Annotated in this window: 14 protein-coding genes; 8 read left to right on the plus strand and 6 right to left on the minus strand. The window is 65.7% G+C overall.

The window, feature by feature from the left end; genetic code table 11:
• Positions 1–38: 38 nt before the first annotated feature.
• Both QE373_RS13215 and QE373_RS13220 read left to right on the plus strand, forming a co-directional pair.
• Entirely contained in the window at positions 39–707 is a 669-nt protein-coding gene (locus tag QE373_RS13215; protein ID WP_123699527.1) for a hemolysin III family protein, read from the plus strand.
• 629 nt (positions 708–1,336) lie between these two features.
• Positions 1,337–3,262 carry an AsmA family protein gene (locus QE373_RS13220; protein WP_309687294.1) on the plus strand — a complete coding sequence of 642 codons (1,926 nt, stop codon included), beginning with the start codon at positions 1,337–1,339 and terminating at the stop codon, positions 3,260–3,262.
• A gap of 38 nt (positions 3,263–3,300) precedes the next feature.
• Here QE373_RS13220 and QE373_RS13225 read toward each other — a convergent pair whose 3' ends face one another.
• Genes QE373_RS13225 through mtgA form a run of 3 tightly spaced genes read right to left on the minus strand, consistent with a single transcriptional unit; the run spans position 3,301 to position 5,465 of the window.
• Positions 3,301–3,732, minus strand: a complete 432-nt coding sequence (locus tag QE373_RS13225; RefSeq protein ID WP_309687297.1) for a CBS domain-containing protein — start codon at positions 3,730–3,732, stop codon at positions 3,301–3,303.
• Complete coding sequence (locus tag QE373_RS13230; RefSeq protein WP_309689804.1) at positions 3,692–4,711, minus strand: glycosyltransferase family 2 protein; 1,020 nt, start codon at positions 4,709–4,711, stop codon at positions 3,692–3,694. The genes QE373_RS13225 and QE373_RS13230 overlap by 41 nt, the downstream gene beginning before the upstream one ends.
• A 13-nt stretch (positions 4,712–4,724) precedes the next feature.
• Positions 4,725–5,465, minus strand: coding sequence for a monofunctional biosynthetic peptidoglycan transglycosylase (mtgA, locus tag QE373_RS13235; RefSeq protein ID WP_309687299.1), 741 nt, complete (start codon positions 5,463–5,465; stop codon positions 4,725–4,727).
• Between the two features lie 82 nt (positions 5,466–5,547).
• Here mtgA and QE373_RS13240 point away from each other — a divergent pair, with 82 nt between their 5' ends.
• The 3 genes from QE373_RS13240 to QE373_RS13250 all read left to right on the plus strand — a co-directional run bounded on the left by QE373_RS13240 (position 5,548) and on the right by QE373_RS13250 (position 10,523).
• Positions 5,548–6,441 carry an Hsp33 family molecular chaperone HslO gene (locus QE373_RS13240; RefSeq protein ID WP_309687302.1) on the plus strand — a complete coding sequence of 298 codons (894 nt, stop codon included), beginning with the start codon at positions 5,548–5,550 and terminating at the stop codon, positions 6,439–6,441.
• A gap of 144 nt (positions 6,442–6,585) precedes the next feature.
• Positions 6,586–7,434 carry a hypothetical protein gene (locus QE373_RS13245; RefSeq protein WP_309687304.1) on the plus strand — a complete coding sequence of 283 codons (849 nt, stop codon included), beginning with the start codon at positions 6,586–6,588 and terminating at the stop codon, positions 7,432–7,434.
• Positions 7,435–7,673: 239 nt separating this feature from the next.
• The gene (locus QE373_RS13250; RefSeq protein ID WP_309687306.1) at positions 7,674–10,523 is read left to right on the plus strand and encodes a TonB-dependent receptor; all 2,850 of its coding nucleotides are present in this window, start codon (positions 7,674–7,676) and stop codon (positions 10,521–10,523) included.
• Positions 10,524–10,666: 143 nt separating this feature from the next.
• Here QE373_RS13250 and QE373_RS13255 read toward each other — a convergent pair whose 3' ends face one another.
• Complete coding sequence (locus QE373_RS13255) at positions 10,667–11,266, minus strand: TetR/AcrR family transcriptional regulator (protein WP_042615262.1); 600 nt, start codon at positions 11,264–11,266, stop codon at positions 10,667–10,669.
• Between the two features lie 138 nt (positions 11,267–11,404).
• Here QE373_RS13255 and QE373_RS13260 point away from each other — a divergent pair, with 138 nt between their 5' ends.
• Together QE373_RS13260 and QE373_RS13265 are read left to right on the plus strand one after the other, a co-directional pair.
• Positions 11,405–12,322 (plus strand): alpha/beta fold hydrolase, encoded by a 918-nt coding sequence (locus QE373_RS13260; RefSeq protein ID WP_309687310.1) that lies wholly within the window; start codon positions 11,405–11,407, stop codon positions 12,320–12,322.
• Positions 12,319–14,799 carry an acyl-CoA dehydrogenase gene (locus QE373_RS13265; protein WP_309687312.1) on the plus strand — a complete coding sequence of 827 codons (2,481 nt, stop codon included), beginning with the start codon at positions 12,319–12,321 and terminating at the stop codon, positions 14,797–14,799. Before QE373_RS13260 ends, QE373_RS13265 begins: the two co-directional genes overlap by 4 nt.
• A gap of 138 nt (positions 14,800–14,937) precedes the next feature.
• On the opposite strand, the gene QE373_RS13270 is transcribed toward QE373_RS13265, so the two are convergent.
• Positions 14,938–15,306: a DUF1304 domain-containing protein gene (locus tag QE373_RS13270; RefSeq protein WP_309687315.1), complete on the minus strand. Its 369-nt coding sequence runs from the start codon at positions 15,304–15,306 to the stop codon at positions 14,938–14,940.
• A 69-nt stretch (positions 15,307–15,375) separates the two neighbouring features.
• On the minus strand, positions 15,376–16,704 hold the full coding sequence (locus QE373_RS13275; RefSeq protein ID WP_259171667.1) for an MFS transporter: 1,329 nt from the start codon (positions 16,702–16,704) through the stop codon (positions 15,376–15,378).
• Positions 16,705–16,982: 278 nt separating this feature from the next.
• Between QE373_RS13275 and QE373_RS13280 the strand changes: the two genes are divergently transcribed.
• Complete coding sequence (locus QE373_RS13280; RefSeq protein WP_309687318.1) at positions 16,983–18,365, plus strand: serine hydrolase domain-containing protein; 1,383 nt, start codon at positions 16,983–16,985, stop codon at positions 18,363–18,365.
• Positions 18,366–18,429 lie beyond the last annotated feature (64 nt).

Consider the following 18,429-nt stretch of genomic DNA (forward strand, 5'->3'; position numbering starts at 1 on the left):
GCGTGCAAGCGCCGGCCATCGCGGCGATGATAGGGGGGATGCAGGTCCCCCTCCCTGCGACCCACTCCTCTTCCATGACCTCTGTTGAATCGATCCGCGAGGAAATCGCCAGTGCGTTGACCCATGGCCTTGGTGCGGTATTCGCCCTGGCCGCCAGCGCCGTGTTGATCACCCTGGCCGCCATCAACGGCGATGGCTGGCAGCTGTTCAGTTCGATCGTGTTCGGCGTGGCGCTGCTGCTGCTGTACACCGCCTCCACGCTGTACCACGCGATCCAGCACCCGGTGGCCAAGGGGCGGCTGAAGGTATTCGACCATTGCGCGATCTATGTGCTGATCGCCGGCACCTACACTCCCTTCATGCTGATCGGCCTGCGCGGTCCGTGGGGCTGGGGCATGTTCACCGCGATCTGGATCCTGGCCCTGGCCGGGGTGGTGTTCAAGCTGTTCTATACCGGCCGTTTCAAGGCCCTGTCGACGGGCATCTACATTGCGATGGGCTGGCTTATCGTGGTGGCGATCAAGCCGATGCTGGCGGCGATCGACCTGTGGACGCTGGGCTGGCTGCTGGCCGGCGGGCTGTCCTACACGCTGGGCACCTACTTCTACCACCGCGAATCGATCCGTTATTCGCATGCGATCTGGCATCTGTTCGTGATCGGCGGCAGCGTGTGCCACTTCGTCGCGGTGACTGCGCAGGTGTTGTGAGTTCGTGCGCTTGCGCGCTGCTTTGAAGCAACCGCAAAAGCAACGTCAAATGCTGCAGGGCTGCTAGCTGGTGGGGCGAGGTGGGTTGGCGGGGGACGGCAAGAGCCGCTCCTGCGGGCCTCGATGCGCGCCATCCATGCCGGGTCCACGCCATCGCATTCGCGCTGTCGCTCCCACGCTTTGCTGCGCAAACCGCGGGCCCCGTCTCCCCCCCCACACCCCGCCGCTTCGCGGCCGCCCCTGACTCAGGGGCTCCCTTCGCCGGCCACGTAGCCGCGAAAGGACTCTGACCCCTGCCTTTGTTCTTTTATTTTCCTGCGCGGGTGGCGGCCACCGGAACCTGTCAGGGGGTCGGGCGGGGAGGCTGTGCGGGGCCTTGAGCGGCAGGAGCCGCGAAGAGCTACATGGATGTATTCACGCGTGCCCCGCACAGCCTCCCCGCCCGACCCACTCGCAGCGACAAGCAGCAACACCCGAAGAGCCACCCGCGAGGGGGTTCCACCCGTTCGCCCACGCCCCCTGCACATCATCCGAATGCCCGCTTCGCACCCTGTGCACGATGAACGGGCAACCATGCAGCAGTGAACGACACCTCGCCCCCCGTACCTGCACGTCCTTCCCGCTGGCGCATGCGCCGTCCCACCAAGCGCGGGCAACGGTGGCTCGCGATCCTGGTGTTCCTGCTCGCCGCGATCCTGCTGCTGATTGCCTTGTGGGACTGGAATTGGTTCAAGGGGCCGGTGGAGCGGGCGGTGCAGGCCAAGACAGGACGTGCGCTGCATATCGGCAACCTCGACGTGGATCTGGGTCGGGTGACCACCGTCCGCGCCGACTCCATCACCTTCGCCAACGCCGAATGGGCCAGGCAGCCGAAGATGGCCAGCGCGGACCGCGTGGAAATCGACGTGCGGGTGTGGCCCCTGCTGCGGGGCAGCGTGCAGCTGCCGGAGATCCGCCTTACCCGGCCTGATGCGCTGCTGCAGACGGCGCCCAAAGCCGACCAGCCGGGCAACTGGGATTTCATGGGCGAAAGCAGCGGTGGCGAACCGCTGCAGCTGCGTCGGCTGCATATCGACGACGGGCGCCTGCAGTTCCTGGATGAACGCGGTCGCACCGATATCCAGGTGGCCGTGCGCAGCGGCGAGCCGAAGCAGGCCGATGCCGCGCCACCGCTGCTGGTCAGCGGCAAGGGCTCGTGGCAGGGCAATGCGTTCACCTTGAACGGCAACACCGAATCGCCGCTGGAGCTGACCAACAGCGGGCATCCGTTCCGGATTCATCTGGATGGCCGCGCCGGCGCCACGCATGCCGTGGCCAGCGGCACGCTGATCAATCCTTTCCAGTTCCAGACCTTCAAGCTGCGGTTCCGGCTGAGTGGCCAGGACCTGGAAGACCTGTATCCGCTGGTCGGCATCGCCCTGCCCTCCACGCCCCCGTATCGGCTGGACGGCCAGCTCAGCCGCAACCACCAGGTATGGGGCTACGAGAAGTTCAGCGGAACGGTCGGCGACAGCGACCTGGGCGGTGATGTGAAGGTCGAAACCGGCGGCGAGCGACCGCGCCTGACCGCCAACCTGGTGTCCAAGCGACTGGACTTCGACGACCTGGCCGGCTTCGTCGGCGCGCCGCCCAAGACCGGGGGCGATGAAACCGCCAACGCCGAACAGAAGGCCGAAGCCGCCCGGCTTGCGGCCAAGCCGACCGTGCTGCCGGATACGCCGTACGACCTGGGCAAGCTGCGTGCGATGGATGCCGACGTGCGCCTGAAGGCCCAGCGGATCAATGCCCCCAGCCTGCCGCTGGACGACATGGATGCCCATCTTTTCCTCGATGACGGCCTGTTGCGACTGGAGCCGCTGAACTTCGGCGTGGCCGGTGGCGACATCCGCAGCACCATCCGCATGGACGCGCGCCGTCCGCAGATCGCCACGTCACTGAAGGCCAGCGTGCGCCGCGTACAGCTTGGCCAGCTGTTCCCGGATGCGAAGCTGGCCGAACAGGCCTCCGGCGGCATCGGCGGGGAGATCGACCTGACCGGCAACGGCAACTCGATCGCCGCGATGCTCGGCAGCAGCGACGGCAACGTCGCCGTCGGCATGGGCAAGGGCCACGTCGGCAACCTGATCATGGAACTGGCCGGTTTGGACGTGGCCGAGTCGCTGAAGTTCCTGTTCACCGGTGACAAGCAGATTCCGCTGCGTTGCGCATTCGCCGATTTCGGGGTGAAGGACGGCCTGATGGACAGCCGGGCGCTGGCGGTGGACACCACCGACACGCTGATCGTCGGCGAAGGCACCGTCAACCTGAAGAACGAGCAGATGGACCTGCTGCTGAAGCCGCGGCCGAAGGACATCAGCATCCTGGCGTTGCGCTCGCCGCTGCGGATCAATGGCACCTTCAAGGATCCCGGGTTCCGGCCGGACTTCAAGGCGCTCGGACTGCGGGGTGCGATCGCGCTGGCACTGGGCAGCATCGCCCCGCCGGCCGCCTTGCTGGCGACCTTCGAGCCCGGCCCGGGCAAGGACAGCGACTGCGGCGGCAAATACGCCAAATAAGGGTAGTGACGGTCGCTGGCCGTCAAACCCGGGACGCCTCAGCCGGCCACGATGTACTGCTGCAGCTGTTCCAGCTCCTGCGCCTGCGCATCGATCACCGCCTTGACCAGGTCACCGATCGATATCACGCCCAGCACCTTGCCGTTGTCCACGACCGGTAGATGGCGGATGCGGTGATCAGTCACCACCTGCAGGCAGTGCGCCACGTGCGCCGTCGGCGCCACGGTCACCAGCTTTGCGGTCATGATCTCTGCGACCTGCGTATCCCGTGAGGAGCGGTCCCGCAGCACGATCTTCCGCGCGTAATCGCGCTCTGACAGGATGCCGGCCAGCACCGGCCCGTCCATCACCAGGACCGCGCCGATGCTTTTCTCCGCCATCAGCCGGATCGCGTCGATCACCGCCGCGTCCGACCTGACCGCATGCACTTCAGGAGACTTGCCGTCCAACAGTTGCCGAACCGTGGTCATCTGCCTGCCCTCCCAGGGTGGGTTGCCACCCAGAGTCTGCCACGCCCGGAGCGATCCAGGTGTCAAGCAGGTACAGCGGCCGCTGCTTGGACTCCTCGTACAGACGCCCCAGGTACTCCCCGATCAGCCCCAGGGCGATCAGCTGCACGCCGCCCAGGAACAGGATCACCGCCATCATGGTCGGCCACCCGGCGACACGGTCACCATACAGCGCGGCCTTGACCACCACCCCCACGGCGAACACGAAAGCGCCGGCAGCGGTCAGCAATCCCAGATAGGTAGCCGCCCGCAGCGGCACGGTGGAAAAGCTGGTGATCCCTTCCAGCGCGAAATTCCACAGTCGCCACAGGCTGAACTTGCTCGTCCCCGCGATCCGCGCATGGCGCTCGTACGGCACGGCGATGCGTCGGTAGCCGACCCAGCTGAACAGGCCTTTCATGAAGCGATGGCGTTCACGCAGCTCGCCCAGGGCGTTCAGTGCGCGCGGCGACAGCAGGCGGAAATCGCCGGTATCGGCCGGAATCGGGGTCGGCGACAGCCGACCGATCACCCGGTAGAACATGTTCGCGGTGGCGCGCTTGCTCCAGCTTTCGCCGGCACGGGCAAGCCGCGTGCCGTACACGTTGTCGTAGCCCTCGCGCCAGCGCGCGACGAACTGCGGGATCAACTCCGGCGGATCCTGGCAGTCGGCGTCCAGGATCATCGCCGCGCCTTCGCGCACCTGGTCCAGTCCGGCGGTGAGCGCGGCTTCCTTGCCGAAGTTGCGCGAGAGCCGCAGCGCCGAAACGCGCGGGTCCTTCCGCGCCAGTTCGCAGATCACCTGCCAGGTCGCATCGCTGCTGCCGTCATCCACGTACAGCATGCGACCGTCGATGTCGGGCAAGGTGGCGAACACCGCCGTCACCCGCTCGTGCAGGTGCGGCAGGGCCACCTCTTCGTTGTAGGCGGCGACGAGGACGGTCAGTTGATCGGGCTGCATCACAGCAGTGTACTCAGTCATCTTGCAGATACCCGCCGCCGCCCAACTGACGGGCCTGCCGTTGGATCCAGTTCGCCCGGCGCTGCACGTAAGGGCCCGGCCGGGCCGCACTGTACCGGCGCGGCGCCGGCAGCACCGCTGCCAGCCGCGCGCTCTCGGCGGGGGTCAAAGCCGACGCATCCTTGTTCCAGAACTGCCGCGCCGCCGCCTGCGCGCCATAGATCCCATCGCCGAACTCGGCGATGTTGGCGTACACCTCCAGGATGCGGTGCTTCGGCCAGAAGGTTTCGATCAGCAGCGTGTACCAGGCCTCCAGGCCCTTGCGCAGCCAGCTGCGGCCTTGCCACAGGAACAGGTTCTTGGCGACCTGCTGGCTGATCGTGCTGGCGCCGCGCACCCGGCCACCGCGTGCATTGTGGTCGCGGGCCTTCTCGATCGCCTGCAGGTCGAAGCCGTTGTGCAGCGGGAAGCGCTGGTCTTCGGCGGCGACCAGCGAAATCGGCAGGCTCGGCGCCATCTGGTCCAGGTCACGCCACTGGTGATGCAGGCGGTACTTCCAGTCGCCCTGCCCCAGCGCTTCGCCATACCGCCAGACCATCACGGTGGAAAGCGGCGGATCGATGAAACGCAGCGCCAGTACCTGCAGCACGCTGAACGCGGCCAGCAGCACCGGCAGCCACAGCAGGCGCCGCCAGCGCCAGCGCGGCGCGGCCGCGACATCGGCCACCTTGAGGTTTTCGTCCCCTGACCCCATTGATCGCTCACTCTTCTTTCAAACCGTTGTCGGCACATTATCCGGCAAGCCCTCTCCCTTATATACGCGCGGCCCCGAATCCATGAGCGACCACACCGACTCCCTGTTCCGCTTCCTGCTGCCCGATGCCGGCGTCCGTGGGGTGCACGTGCGCCTGCAGGACACCTGGCAGGAGATCCTGTCGCGCGGCGACTACCCTGCCGTAGCCGCTGGCCTGCTGGGCGAAGCGACGGTTGCCGCGGCGCTGTTCACCGGCCACACCAAGGTTGACGGGCGGCTGTCCATCCAGATGCGCAGCAGCAGCGCACTGCGCACGCTGTTTGCCGAATGCACCGCCGCCGGCACCCTGCGCGGCATCGCGCGCGTGGAAGACGGCGAGGATGCCCCGCGCGAACTGACCGCACTGGGCGAGGACGCGGTGCTGGCCATCACCATCGAAAACCCCGGCCTGGACCCGCGCGAGCCGCAGCGCTACCAGAGCCTGGTCGGGCTCACCGCACCGAGCCTGGATGAGGCCTTCGAGGATTACTTCCGCCAGTCCGAGCAGTTGCCCACGCGGTTGCTGCTGGCCGCAGATGGCCAGGGCGCCGCGGGCCTGCTGCTGCAGAAACTGCCCGGCGAAGAAGGCGATGCCGACGGCTGGACCCGCGCCAGCGCGCTGTTCGAGACGCTGGGCAAGGCCGAACTGCTGCTCACCCCGGCCGAAGAGCTGGTGCGCCGGCTGTTCCATGAGGAACAACCCGAGGCCATGGGCGACAAGCCGCTGCGCTTCGCCTGCTCCTGCTCGCGTGAGCGGGTGGAGGCCATGCTGCAGTCGTTGGGCGAGGAGGAGGCCCGCGCGGCCGCTGAAGCCACGGGATCGGTAGATGTGAAATGCGAATTCTGCGGACGGGAGTATCACTTTCCGTTGACGGAATTCGGGATACTGTTCCACGGTGCCGGAGCCTCCGTGCCGGCCCCTGAGCGGCTTCAGTAACCGTTTCCGCCCCAGCATGCCGACCATCTTCGCGAGTTCGTGTTCTGGGGAGGACAACGACTTGTTAAAGATTCATAAACAGCCTAGTCTCGAGTTCCCGCTTCCGCGGGAACTTGCCCTGCATTCGACTGTCTGACTGGACCCATGCCGAACTTCCTGCGCCTGCCACTTGCCCTGCTGATCGCCCTCGGGACGGTCACGGGCGCACATGCGCAGGCCAAGGACACCCGCACGGTCATCCCGGTCTGGAACAAGGGCAGTGGCAAGGTCGAAGCCCTGCTGTACCTGGAACCGACCGGCGAACAGATGGCCGGCGCACGCTGGCATTTCGGGCGGAGTTCACTGGATGCGGCCTTCGGCCTGTCCTCCGGCGATTCGCTGGGGCTGCTCTGCAACAGCAGCCGTGGCACCAGCATCAGCGGGCTTGCCAGTCATTGCATGCTGGCCAGCCTGGGCGATGACGAAGACACGCTGTCCAGACGATTCAGTGCCACGGCGGCCTTCAACCGCGCCGGTGGACGTGTCGGACTGACCGCCGGCGCCGGCCGCGAGACCCTGCCCGCCTGGCTGGCAGGACCGAACAAGTCGCCAGCGCTGCGTGCCGAGCAGAACGACCTCACTGTATTCGGTCAGAAGAACATCGGCCGCGAAGGCTTCGTGTCCATTGGTGGCACCTACGCCAAGGCGCGCCTGGTGCCGCTGGCTGATGCCGCGCCCTCGATCGTGGATCGCTGGGACAGCAAGAGCATCAGCATTGGCGCAGGCTATGGCAACTTCAGCGGCAACATCATCGGCCGCGTGGTCGATGTGCCCGGCCAGCCCGGCAAATGGGAAGGCCTGGGGGTCGGTCTGACCTGGCGTACGCCGTGGTCGGGCCAGCTGACGGTGGGTGCGGAGAACGTCGTAAGCCGTGGCAAGAACCCGTTCTCACCACGCAATGAGAGTAACGACGACGGCACTGTTCCGTATGTCCGTTACGAGCAGGATCTGTAAGCACTTGATCCCTGTAGGGTATTTTTGAGAACGCCCCGAATTCCGGGGCGTTTTCGTTTGCGGACTGCCTGAACGGGTTTGCCGAATTTCACCAAAATCACGCGAATCATTAACAAAGCTTTAATTTTCGAAAAGACGGAAGTAGTATCGGGATCAGCCCGGCGATTTTTGGAAGCGCCATTCGCTTTCGTCGCGGGCCACACCACGTAGCTACCAAGTCCACTTGGAGAGAGAGCCCAATGAACCGCAACAGCAATAAACTGCGTGACGCCGTCGTCATCGCGCTGATCACCAGCGCTGCAGGTACCGGCGCCGCCGTCGCGCAGGAAACCTCCGGCACCACCAACCTGGACCGCATCTCGGTCACGGGTTCGCGCATCCGTCAGGTCGACGTCGAAACCGCCCAGCCGGTGCTGACGATTTCCCGTCAGGACATCCAGAACCAGGGCTTCAGCTCGGTCGGTGACATCCTGCAGAACATCTCGGCCGCAGGCAGCCCGGCGTTCAGCCGCTCCTCCCCGCTGACCTCCAACCAGGAAGCAGGCGGTCAGTACATCGACCTGCGCAACCTCGGTGCGCAGCGTACGCTGGTCCTGGTCAACGGCAAGCGCCTGGGCATCTCGCCGGACGGCTTCCAGGACGTGTCGACCATCCCGACCGTCATCGTCGAGCGCATCGACGTGCTGAAGGACGGCGCCTCGTCGATCTACGGTTCGGACGCGATGGCCGGCGTGATCAACATCATCACCCGCAAGAACTTCGACGGTGCCGAAGCCAACGTCTACACCGGTCAGTACGGCCAGGGCGACGGCAAGAAGGAAACCTATGACTTCATGATCGGCTTCTCCGGCGATCGTGGTTCGGTGACCATCGCCGGTGAATACCACAACGAAGAGGAAGTCTGGGCCAAGGACCGCTGGTTCACCCGCAATACCTATCCGGGCTGGAACCACAACGCGTCCTTCACCAACGTCGGGCAGTGGGGCAACTGGCGTCCGGCCGGCAGCACGGGCGGCTACCAGGCGCCGAACCGTGGCGGCACCGCGCTGGGCGTGGGCCAGTTCCACCCGCAGAATCTCGACGACCGCAGCCGTTCCTCGGATCAGATGCACCTGCTGACCCCGCTGGAGCGCCGCTCGCTGTATGTGTCGGCCAACTATGATCTCGTCGACAACGTCCGTTTCGTCACCGACCTGCAGTACTCCAAGCGCAGCTCGGACCGCCAGATCGCCGGTTACCCGCTGCAGTCCGGCGCGTACGAAGACCTGAACCTGAGCGCTGACAGCCTGTACAGCCCGAACGGCGGTGCGACCGACGTCGAATGGCGCCGTCGTGGCTGGGAAGTGCCGCGCACCACCAATACCGACCTGACCACTTGGCGCTTCACGGCGGCCCTGGAAGGTTCGTTCGAGATCGGTGATCGCTACTTCAACTGGGATGCGGGCGCGCTCTACAACGAGAACGACGTTTCCGTCATCAACAACGGCAACTTCTACATCCCGGCCGTCCGCAACGCCGTCGGTCCGTCGTTCGTCAACGGCGCCGGCCAGGCCGTCTGCGGCACCCCGGGTGTCGGCGGCGCAGATGACACCATCATCGCCGGCTGCGTGCCGTGGAATCCGTTTGCCGGCTTCGGCACCGGCGCGGTCGCCAATTCGCTCGACGACGAAGCCGTGCGCAACTACCTGTTCCGCGAGGAGCACGCGACCGGCAACACCACCACCCACAACTACTTCGCCAACATCGCCGGCACCATCGTTCCGCTGCCGGCCGGCGACCTGGGCTTCGCGGCCGGTTACGAGTACCGCCGTGAGGAAGGCCAGTTCGCTCCGGATGCCATCGCGCAGTCGGGTGACTCGACCAACCTGGCTTCTGGCCCGACCGGTGGCAAGTACGATGTCAGCGAGTTCTACCTCGAACTGAACGTGCCGATCCTGGCTGACCTGCCGTTCGCCAAGGAGCTGACGCTGGACGTGGCGACCCGCTACTCCGACTTCAACACCTTCGGCGACACCACCAACAACAAGTTCGGCCTGAAGTGGCGTCCGATCGACGACCTGCTGGTGCGTGGTACCTATTCGGAAGGCTTCCGCGCCCCGACCATCGGCGACCTGTACGGCGGCTCCTCGCAGACCTTCACCACCGGCTTCATCGATCCGTGCGACAGCATCTACGGCAACGCCCGTGGCACCGCACGCTGCCTGGCTGATGTCCCGGCGAACTACCGTCAGCTGCAGCAGGGCTTCATCCCCGCTGACGGCCCGGCCGCACAGTCCCCGGTGCCGTTCACCTCCGGCTCGAATGAGTTCCTGCAGCCTGAACGTTCGGAATCCAAGTCGATCGGCCTGGTGTACAGCCCGAGCTACGTCAGCGGCCTGACCGTGGGCGTGGACTGGTGGAGCATCCGCATCGAAGACACCCTGGTCTCCGACAGCCCGAACCAGATCCTGGAAGACTGCTATGTCGGCCTGATCGAAGAGCGTTGCGCCCTGTTCACCCGTGACCCGGCCAACGGCAACATCGTCGGCGACCTGACCTACGGCAACCGCAACGCCGGTTACACCGAAACCGAAGGCTTCGACTTCGACATCAACTATGCGCTGGACACCGATTGGGGCCGCTTCTCGGCCAAGTCCGCGACCACGTACGTGAGCAAGTACGAGTCCAAGACCACCAACGATGCCGAAGAAGTGCCGTCGCAGTACAACGGCTTCAACGCCTACTTCCGCGTGCGCTCGAACCTGAGCCTGGGCTGGACGAAGAACGACTGGTCGGTCAACTGGAGCATGCGTTACTACTCCGGCACCAAGGAAACCTGCTACTTCACCGCACGCTGCACCCTGCCGAACTTCTCGGCACCGGACACCGGCGGCATCATCACCCCGATGAACGAGCTGGGTTCGACGACCTTCCACGATCTGCAGGTCTCCTACGCAGCGCCGTGGAATGCCACCATCGCCATCGGTGCGAACAACGTGTTCAACAAGGTTGCCCCGCTGATGATGGATCAGCCGAGCTCGAACTTCTCGTACTACGGCGGCTTCGATATCGGTCGCTTCCTGTACCTGAAGTACAACCAGAAGTTCTGATCGGTCCACTGATCAACAACGTCTGAAGCAACGGCCCCGAAAGGGGCCGTTGTTTTATCTGGTGGGTTGGAATGCAACAACGCCACGCACAAAAAAAAGAGCCGCTTCGCAGCGGCTCTCTTCAGCATCCTGGCTTGATGTGCTCAGCCCGGGATCAGCGTCTCGATCACGTGCTCGACGTAGGCTTCGAAGTCCTCGCGCGCCTGCTTGGGCTGCTGCAATTGCAGCGACAACTGCAGGAAGCCGACATAGGCCGCATAGGCCAGCCGCGCGCGATGGCGTGCATCGGTCGAACTCAGGCCCGCCTGGCGGAACGAGGCGATCAGGTAATCCATGCGCCGCTGCGACACACGGTCGATCACCGGACGCACCATCGGATGATCCAGCGCCTTCAACAGTTCGCTGTAGATGATGTGCGGCTGCACTTCATGCGCCACCACCTGGAACAGCTGGCGCAGGCGCACGCGCGGGTCGGGCACCTCTTCCAGGCTGCCGAACACCTGTTCCTGCTCGAACAGTTCCCAGCGCTCCAGCGCGGCCTGCAGCAGGGCGTCACGCGACGGGAAATGCCAATAGAAGCTGCCCTTGGTCACGCCAAGGCGGCGCGCCAGCGGCTCCACCGCGACGGCGCTCACGCCTTGTTCGGCAATCAGGTCGAGGGCGGCCTGGGCCCAGTCTTCAGCGCTCAGGCGGCTGTTGCGGCCGGCGCGCGGTTCGCCGGCGGGAGTTTCGGATTCGCTCATCTGGTGATTTAACCATACGCCGGGGTTCGTTGCAGTATGCCTCTGTATATAAAGATGTAAGTGCTCACCGACAGGCCGCTGCAGCGCACCATACGTGACAGTATTGACATCGAACCGAAGCGCTCCATACTAGCTGGTATGGTCACACCTCCTTCCCTCGCCCCGTTGTCCTCCCTGCGCCTGGACGCAGCGCACGGCGCGGTGCTGGCGGCCACCGCCGACACGGCCGGGCGCCGCGGCCCGATCCTGTTCGCACACGGCTTCGGCCAGACCCGTCATGCCTGGAACGCATCGGCCCGCGCGTTGGCCGCCCATGGCTTCCAGACCCTGGCCTACGATGCGCGCGGCCATGGCGATTCCGACTGGAACCCAGCCGACCTGCCCTACCACGGTGATCAGTTCGCCGATGACCTGATCGTGCTGGCCGGCGAGCAGTCGCGCCCACCGGTGCTGGTCGCCGCGTCGATGGGCGGCCTGTTCGGGCTGCTGGCCGAATCGCGCTGGCCCGGGCTGTTTTCGGCAATGGTGCTGGTGGACATCACCCCGCGCTGGGATACCGCCGGGGTGGAGCGCATCCTCAGCTTCATGACCGCCCACCCGCAGGGCTTCGCATCTCTGGCCGAGGCCGCCGACGTGATCGCGGCCTACCTGCCGCATCGGCCGCGCAAATCCGAAGATTCCCTGCGTGCACTGCTGCGCGAAGACGGCCATAGCCGCTGGCGCTGGCACTGGGATCCGCGGCTGGTGGCCGAACTGGCACGTGACAGCGAACAGCACCAGGACGCCCTGGCCGATGCCGCACGCAAGGTGAAGTGCCCGCTGCTGCTGGTCAGTGGCGGCCGCAGCGAGCTGGTCAACGCCGGCACCATCGCCGATTTCCTCGCGCTGGCCCCGCATGCCAGCCATGTACAGCTGCCGCAGGCCACGCACATGCTGGCCGGCGACGACAACGACGCCTTTACCGCTACTGTGTTGAACTATCTGGACGTGTTACCCCCGGCCCTGGCCGCAACATCGTCCGCCGAACCCGAGCACGTCACCGGAGTACGCTCATGAGCATCGTTCTTCCCTTCCTTGCCCTGTTGCTGGCAAGTGCATTCGCGGCTTATCACCGCATGCGCCTGATCACCTGGACGATCATCAGCGTGGCCGTGTTGGCCGTCTGCTGGTTCGTGCCTTACATCAACCAGACCGCCACCATCGTCGCGGCCGCCATCGTGGCGGTGATCGCCGTCCCGCTGCTGCTGCCGTTCATCCGCAAGCCGCTGCTGACCGCCCCGATGATGAAGGTGTTCCGCAAGGTGCTGCCGCCGTTGTCGCAGACCGAGCGGATCGCCCTGGAGACCGGTTCGGTCGGTTTCGAAGGCGAGCTGTTCACCGGTGACCCGGACTGGAACATCCTGCTGAACTACCCCAAGCCGCAGCTCACCGCCGAAGAACAGGCCTTCATGGATGGCCCGGTGGAAGAACTGTGCAAGATGGTCAACGACTGGGAAATCACCCACGTCCACGCCGACCTGCCGCCGGAAATGTGGGCCTTCATCAAGAAGAACCGCTTCTTCGGCATGATCATTCCCAAGCAGTACGGCGGCCTGGGCTTCAGCGCGCTGGCCCACCACAAGGTGATCCAGAAGCTGGCCTCGGTGTCTTCGGTGGTCAGTTCCACCGTCGGTGTGCCCAACTCGCTGGGCCCGGGTGAACTGCTCAACCATTACGGCACCCAGGAGCAGAAGGACCAGTACCTGCCGCGCCTGGCAGATGGCCGCGAAGTGCCCTGCTTCGGCCTGACCGGTCCGTTCGCCGGCTCCGATGCCACCTCCATTCCCGATTACGGCATCGTCTGCCACGGCGAGTGGAATGGCGAGCGCGTGCTCGGCGTCAGGCTGACCTTCGACAAGCGATACATCACCCTGGCCCCGGTGGCCACGCTGATCGGCCTGGCGTTCCGCATGTACGATCCGGACCAGCTGATCGGTGAAACGCGCGATATCGGCATCACCCTGGGCCTGCTGCCGCGCGAGACCGCCGGCGTGGAAGTCGGCCGTCGCCACTTCCCGTTGAACTCGCCGTTCCAGAACGGCCCGATCAAGGGCAAGGACGTGTTCATCCCGCTGACCCAGCTGATCGGCGGTGCCGCGATGGCCGGCAAGGGCTGGAACATGCTCAACGAATGCCTGGCCGTGGGCCGCTCGATCACCCTGCCCTCCACCGGCAGCGGCGGCGCCAAGGCCGGCGCGGTCATCACCGGTGCCTACGCCCGTATCCGCAAGCAGTTCGGCCTGTCGGTCGGTCGCTTCGAAGGCGTGGAAGAAGCGCTGGCCCGCATCGGCGGCAAGGCCTACAAGATCAGCGCGCTGTCACAGGCCACCGCCGCTGCGGTGGACCGCGGTGACGTGCCGTCGGTGCCGTCGGCGATCGCCAAGTACCACTGCACCAGCATGAGCCGTGAAGTGATCTCGGACATGATGGATGTGATCGGCGGCAAGGGCATCATCCTGGGCCCGCGCAACTTCGCCGGCCGCAGCTGGCAGGCCGCGCCGATCGCGATCACCGTGGAAGGCGCCAACATCATGACGCGCAGCCTGCTGATCTTCGGCCAGGGCGCGATCCTGTGCCATCCGTGGGTGATGAAGGAAATGAAGGCCGCGCAGGATCCGGACCGCAAGGCCGGCCTGCAGGACTTCGACCGCAGCCTGTTCGGGCACATCCGCTACGGCATCTCCAACGCCGTGCGTTCGTTCTGGTTCGGCCTGACCGGCGCCCGTTTCGGTGCCGCCCCGGGCGATGCCTACACCCGCCGCTATTTCCGCAAGCTGGACCGTTATTCGGCCAACCTGGCGCTGATGGCCGACATCTCGATGATGACGCTCGGCGGCAAGCTGAAGTTCAAGGAATCGCTGTCCGGCCGACTGGGCGACGTGCTGAGCCATGTCTACATGACCAGCGCCATGCTCAAGCGTTACCACGACGAAGGCGCACCGGTGGCCGACCAGCCGCTGCTGGCCTGGGGCTTCCATGACAGCGTGCACAAGATCGAAGAGTCGCTGTCGGCGGCGCTGCGCAACTTCCCGATCCGCCCGATCGGCTGGCTGATGTGGCTGCTGATCTTCCCGCTGGGTCGTCGTGCCGAAGCCCCGGGTGACCGCCTGAGCCGTCGCGTCGCCGCGCTGCTGATGGCGCCCAATGAAGCCCGCGACCGCCTGGCCGACGGCGTGTTCATGACCCCGTGCGAGAACAACCCCGGTGGGCGCATCAACAGCTACCTGGCCAAGGCCATCATGGCCGAGCCGGTGGAGCGCAAGTTCCTCAAGGCGCTCAAGAGCAAGGGCATCGAAGCGCTGGACTACAACAAGCAGCTCGACGAAGCCGTGGCCGAAGGCGTGCTGACCCAGGACGAGCGCAGCCTGCTGGAAGAGCTGCGTGCGATCACCCTGGAAGCGATCACCGTGGACGATTTCGATACCCACGAACTGCGCTCGGCCGGTTACTACGACCTGCCGCGCAAGGAAGCCGGTTCGCAGCAGGCAGCCTGACCGCCTCGCGACCCAACGGGGTCAGATTCCTTTTCCTGCGGAAAGGGCTCTGACCCCTTTTTTCGACCCGATGGGGTCAGACTTCTTTTCCGCAGGAAAAGGACTCTGACCCCTTTCTGACCCCTTTCTGTTGCCGTGTCAGTGCAGGTGGCGGCCGGCCTGCCAGATCGCCGCCAGCGCCAGCAGTGCGGGCACTGCCTGGATGTAGAAGATCCGCCGGTTCACGCTCCAGGCGCCATAACAGCCGGCCACCACCACGCAGACCAGGCTGAAAATGGTGATCTCGAAGTAGCGGACCAGTCCGACCAGGATGCCGGCGGCCAGGAAGCCGTTGTAAAGCCCCTGGTTGGCCGCCAGCACGCGCGTGGCCTGTGCCTTCTCCAGCGTGTTGCGGAAGGTCTTCAAGCCCAGTGGACGCGTCCACAGGAACATTTCCAGCACCAGGAAATAGACGTGCAGCGCAGCGACCAGCAGCGTCAACGACAACGCGATCCAGATCCAGTACATGGGCGATCCTCAGGTAAGTGCGCAGAGCTTACTTGAGGATCGGCAACCGGCGGGCTCGCGCGCGTCCCGCTAGCGGTCGCGCGGCAGCTTCTTTTCTTCGCGCAGCACGCCGAAGGCAGCCAGCGTCATCAGCGCAGCGACGACGATGCCCCCGGCAAACACGAGGTTGGACCCCAGCAGGGAAAGCCCCTTGTGCACCCAGGTGAAGCTCAGGTCCGCGCCGCGGTAGACCACGGTGTCGATGGCCGCGCCGGCCTTGTAGCGCCACTGGCGGTCCACACGGGTGTAGATGGTCTCGCGCGCCGGCTTGAACAGCGAAAACTCGCTGGCGCGGGTAACTACCTGCACCACCGCCACCAGCAGTGGCAGCGGCGAGGCCGCCAGCACCGAGAAGCCGACGATGATCGCCAGCGCCGGGATCAACAGCGCCGGCGCCACCCCATGCCGGGACAGCAACCAGCGCGTGAGCGTCAACTGCACCAGCAGGGTCAAGGCGTTCACCGCCAGGTCCAGGTGCGAATAAAAGGCCGTGCGCGCTTCCGGGTCCGGATACGCCACACGCACGATCGCGGCCTGCTGGTTGTACAGCAGCGTGCCCACGCCCACACCGAACAGCACCAGCAGTGCCAGCCAGCGCAGCAGCGGCTCGCGCGCGATCAGCTTCAGGCCATCCAGCACGCTGCCGCCCATCGGCTGCTCGCCGGACACCAGCTGCTGTTCGCGCTCGCGCAGGATCGCCCAGTGCCGCAGCCGCCAGATGCACAGCAGGCAGACACTGAGGAAACCGGCCGAGACCAGCATCAGGTTGGCGATGCCGACCCGCTGCACCAGCGCGCCGGTGATGGCCGGGCCGAGGAACGCGCCGAGCGTGCCGGCCGCACCGATGTAGCCGTAGTACGCCCGCGCCTGGGCGTTGGAGAACACATCGGCCATGAAGCTCCAGAACACCGCCACGGCGAACAGGTTGAACACCATCACCCAGAAGAAGAACGCCATGCCCCGGCCGGGCACGTTGCTGTCGAACATCAGGTGGAAGCCGAGCAGGGTGACGATGAAGAAGCCATACACGACCGGCATGAAGACGCGCCGTGGCTGCCGGCTGACCAGCCAACCGTACACCGGCTGCAGCACCAGCATGATCAGGAACACGCAGGTAAACAGGAACTGCAGCACGAACTCCTGCAGCGCTACGCCGTGGCTGCTGAACCAGCTGATCAGCGCTGGCGGGAAGACCTCCTGCAGGTCAGACGAGGAAGCCATCGCCTCGCGCACCGGGCGCAGCACGTAGTAGCCGCTGAGCAGGCAGAAGAAGTACAGGAACGACCACCACAGCGCGGGCGTATCCCGCAGGGCCTGCAGCAGCCCCCGCAGCGGGCCGCGTTGCAGCGGGGGATCCAGCGGCGCGCTCACGCGTCACCCGGCGCACACACGCGGCGGCAGCAGGAAAACATGGGCGACTCCGGGAGGCGAGGAAGCGCGTACGGTATCCAATGCACTGCAACATCGCCAGCGCGCCGCGCCAACCGGCCCGCGCAGGGAGGGTGCCGGATGGCCGCTGATCCGGCATCGAAATCCCAGTATTTTCAGCAAGATGCGCATTCATCTTCGCTTTGTTTGTGCAACGACGAAAAGCGAGGCTAGAATCGGTCACAGCAGTCGCGCTCGGGTCCCGATCAATGAACAAGAACAGCAGGCGTCGTCCGTTCCGCACGGCGGCCACCGGAATGCTGGGCATGCTGATGCCCGTCGCCCTTTCCACCACGGCGCAGACGTCCTCGCTGCCGCCGATGCCCACCAACATCGAAACCGCCGTTGCAGCGCCGGCGCATACCCAGCCGGCGGCCTACCGCACCGGGCTGACCGCCAATCCGCAGGCACCGGCGGCCGGCTTCAACGTGGCCAACATCGAATCGATGGCGCAGCAGCTCACCTATGGCGAGCGCGTGCCGGGCATGGCGGTGGCCATCGTGCAGGGCGGTCGCATCCTCAGCGCGCGCGGCTACGGCGTCACCGACGTCAACAATCCGCTGCCGGTCGATTCGCACACCGTGTTCCGCCTGGCGTCGCTGTCCAAGGCCTTCGCCGGCACCATGGCCGGGCTGCTGGTCAACGATGGCACGCTGCGCTGGGACAGCAAGGTCACCGACTACGTGCCGGGCTTCCAGCTGACCACGCCGGAGGCCACCGAGCGGCTGACCGTGGCCGACCTGCTGAGCCACCGCGTGGGCCTGCCCTACAACGCCTACGACCGCGACGTCGAAGCCAACGCCGAGTACTACACACTGACCCAGAAGCTGGGCTCCACCTCGCTGAAGTGCCTGCCCGGCGACTGCTATGCCTACCAGAACGTGGCCTACAGCCTGATCGGCGACGTGGTCTACGCCGCATCGGGCAGCTTCTACGAACAGGCTGTCGAACGTCGCCTGTTCAAGCCGCTGGGCATGGACGATGCCAGCCTCGGCCTTGCCGGCATCCAGGCCAGCTCGCGCTGGGCACGCCCGCACGTGCGCAGCCGCAACGGGTGGGTCTCGCTGACCCCGAAGCCGACCTACTACCGTCTCGCACCCGCGGCGGGCGTCAACGCCAGCGCCAACGACATGGCGCAGTGGCTGCTGGCGCAGACCGGCCACCGTCCGGACGTGCTGCCCGCCCCGCTGCTGGCCACCCTGCACGCTTCGCTGGTCAACACGCCGGGCGAAATGCGTTCGGGCTGGCGCCGTGACCGCCTGCGTTCGGCCGGCTACGCGCTGGGCTGGCGCAACTTCGATTACGCCGGCCATGAAGTGGTGTTCCATGCCGGCGCGGTGCAGGGCTACCGCGGCCTGGTGGCGCTGATCCCCGAACGCGACATGGGCATCGCCATCATGTGGAACGGTGAAAGCAGCCTGCCCAGCGGCCTGTTGCCGACGGTGCTGGATTCTGCCCTCGGCCTGCCGACCCAGCGCTGGCTGGACGTGGATACCGATTTCGGCAGCGACAGCCTGATGGCCGAAGGCGCGCCTTCGCAGGACAAGCGCAAGGGCGCCTCGTCCAACCGCGCCAGCGCCTCGCCGCGCTGAGCCGCCACAAAAAAGGGGACGGAGGGAATTAAGTCGAATTAATTCCCTCCGTCCCCTTTTTCGT

Origin of the sequence: Stenotrophomonas sp. SORGH_AS_0321 (genome assembly GCF_031453215.1) — a bacterium.
GTDB classification, from domain to species: domain Bacteria; phylum Pseudomonadota; class Gammaproteobacteria; order Xanthomonadales; family Xanthomonadaceae; genus Stenotrophomonas; species Stenotrophomonas chelatiphaga.

Bases quoted from the DNA above. Each gene is read 5' to 3' on its own strand.
- QE373_RS13215 (WP_123699527.1), top strand. From the start codon at position 39: ATGCAGGTCCCCCTCCCTGCGACCCACTCCTCTTCCATGACCTCTGTT.
- QE373_RS13220 (WP_309687294.1), top strand. From the start codon at position 1,337: ATGCGCCGTCCCACCAAGCGCGGGCAACGGTGGCTCGCGATCCTGGTG.
- QE373_RS13225 (WP_309687297.1), bottom strand. From the start codon at position 3,732: ATGACCACGGTTCGGCAACTGTTGGACGGCAAGTCTCCTGAAGTGCAT.
- QE373_RS13230 (WP_309689804.1), bottom strand. From the start codon at position 4,711: ATGCAGCCCGATCAACTGACCGTCCTCGTCGCCGCCTACAACGAAGAG.
- mtgA (WP_309687299.1), bottom strand. From the start codon at position 5,465: ATGGGGTCAGGGGACGAAAACCTCAAGGTGGCCGATGTCGCGGCCGCG.
- QE373_RS13240 (WP_309687302.1), top strand. From the start codon at position 5,548: ATGAGCGACCACACCGACTCCCTGTTCCGCTTCCTGCTGCCCGATGCC.
- QE373_RS13245 (WP_309687304.1), top strand. From the start codon at position 6,586: ATGCCGAACTTCCTGCGCCTGCCACTTGCCCTGCTGATCGCCCTCGGG.
- QE373_RS13250 (WP_309687306.1), top strand. From the start codon at position 7,674: ATGAACCGCAACAGCAATAAACTGCGTGACGCCGTCGTCATCGCGCTG.
- QE373_RS13255 (WP_042615262.1), bottom strand. From the start codon at position 11,266: ATGAGCGAATCCGAAACTCCCGCCGGCGAACCGCGCGCCGGCCGCAAC.
- QE373_RS13260 (WP_309687310.1), top strand. From the start codon at position 11,405: ATGGTCACACCTCCTTCCCTCGCCCCGTTGTCCTCCCTGCGCCTGGAC.
- QE373_RS13265 (WP_309687312.1), top strand. From the start codon at position 12,319: ATGAGCATCGTTCTTCCCTTCCTTGCCCTGTTGCTGGCAAGTGCATTC.
- QE373_RS13270 (WP_309687315.1), bottom strand. From the start codon at position 15,306: ATGTACTGGATCTGGATCGCGTTGTCGTTGACGCTGCTGGTCGCTGCG.
- QE373_RS13280 (WP_309687318.1), top strand. From the start codon at position 16,983: ATGAACAAGAACAGCAGGCGTCGTCCGTTCCGCACGGCGGCCACCGGA.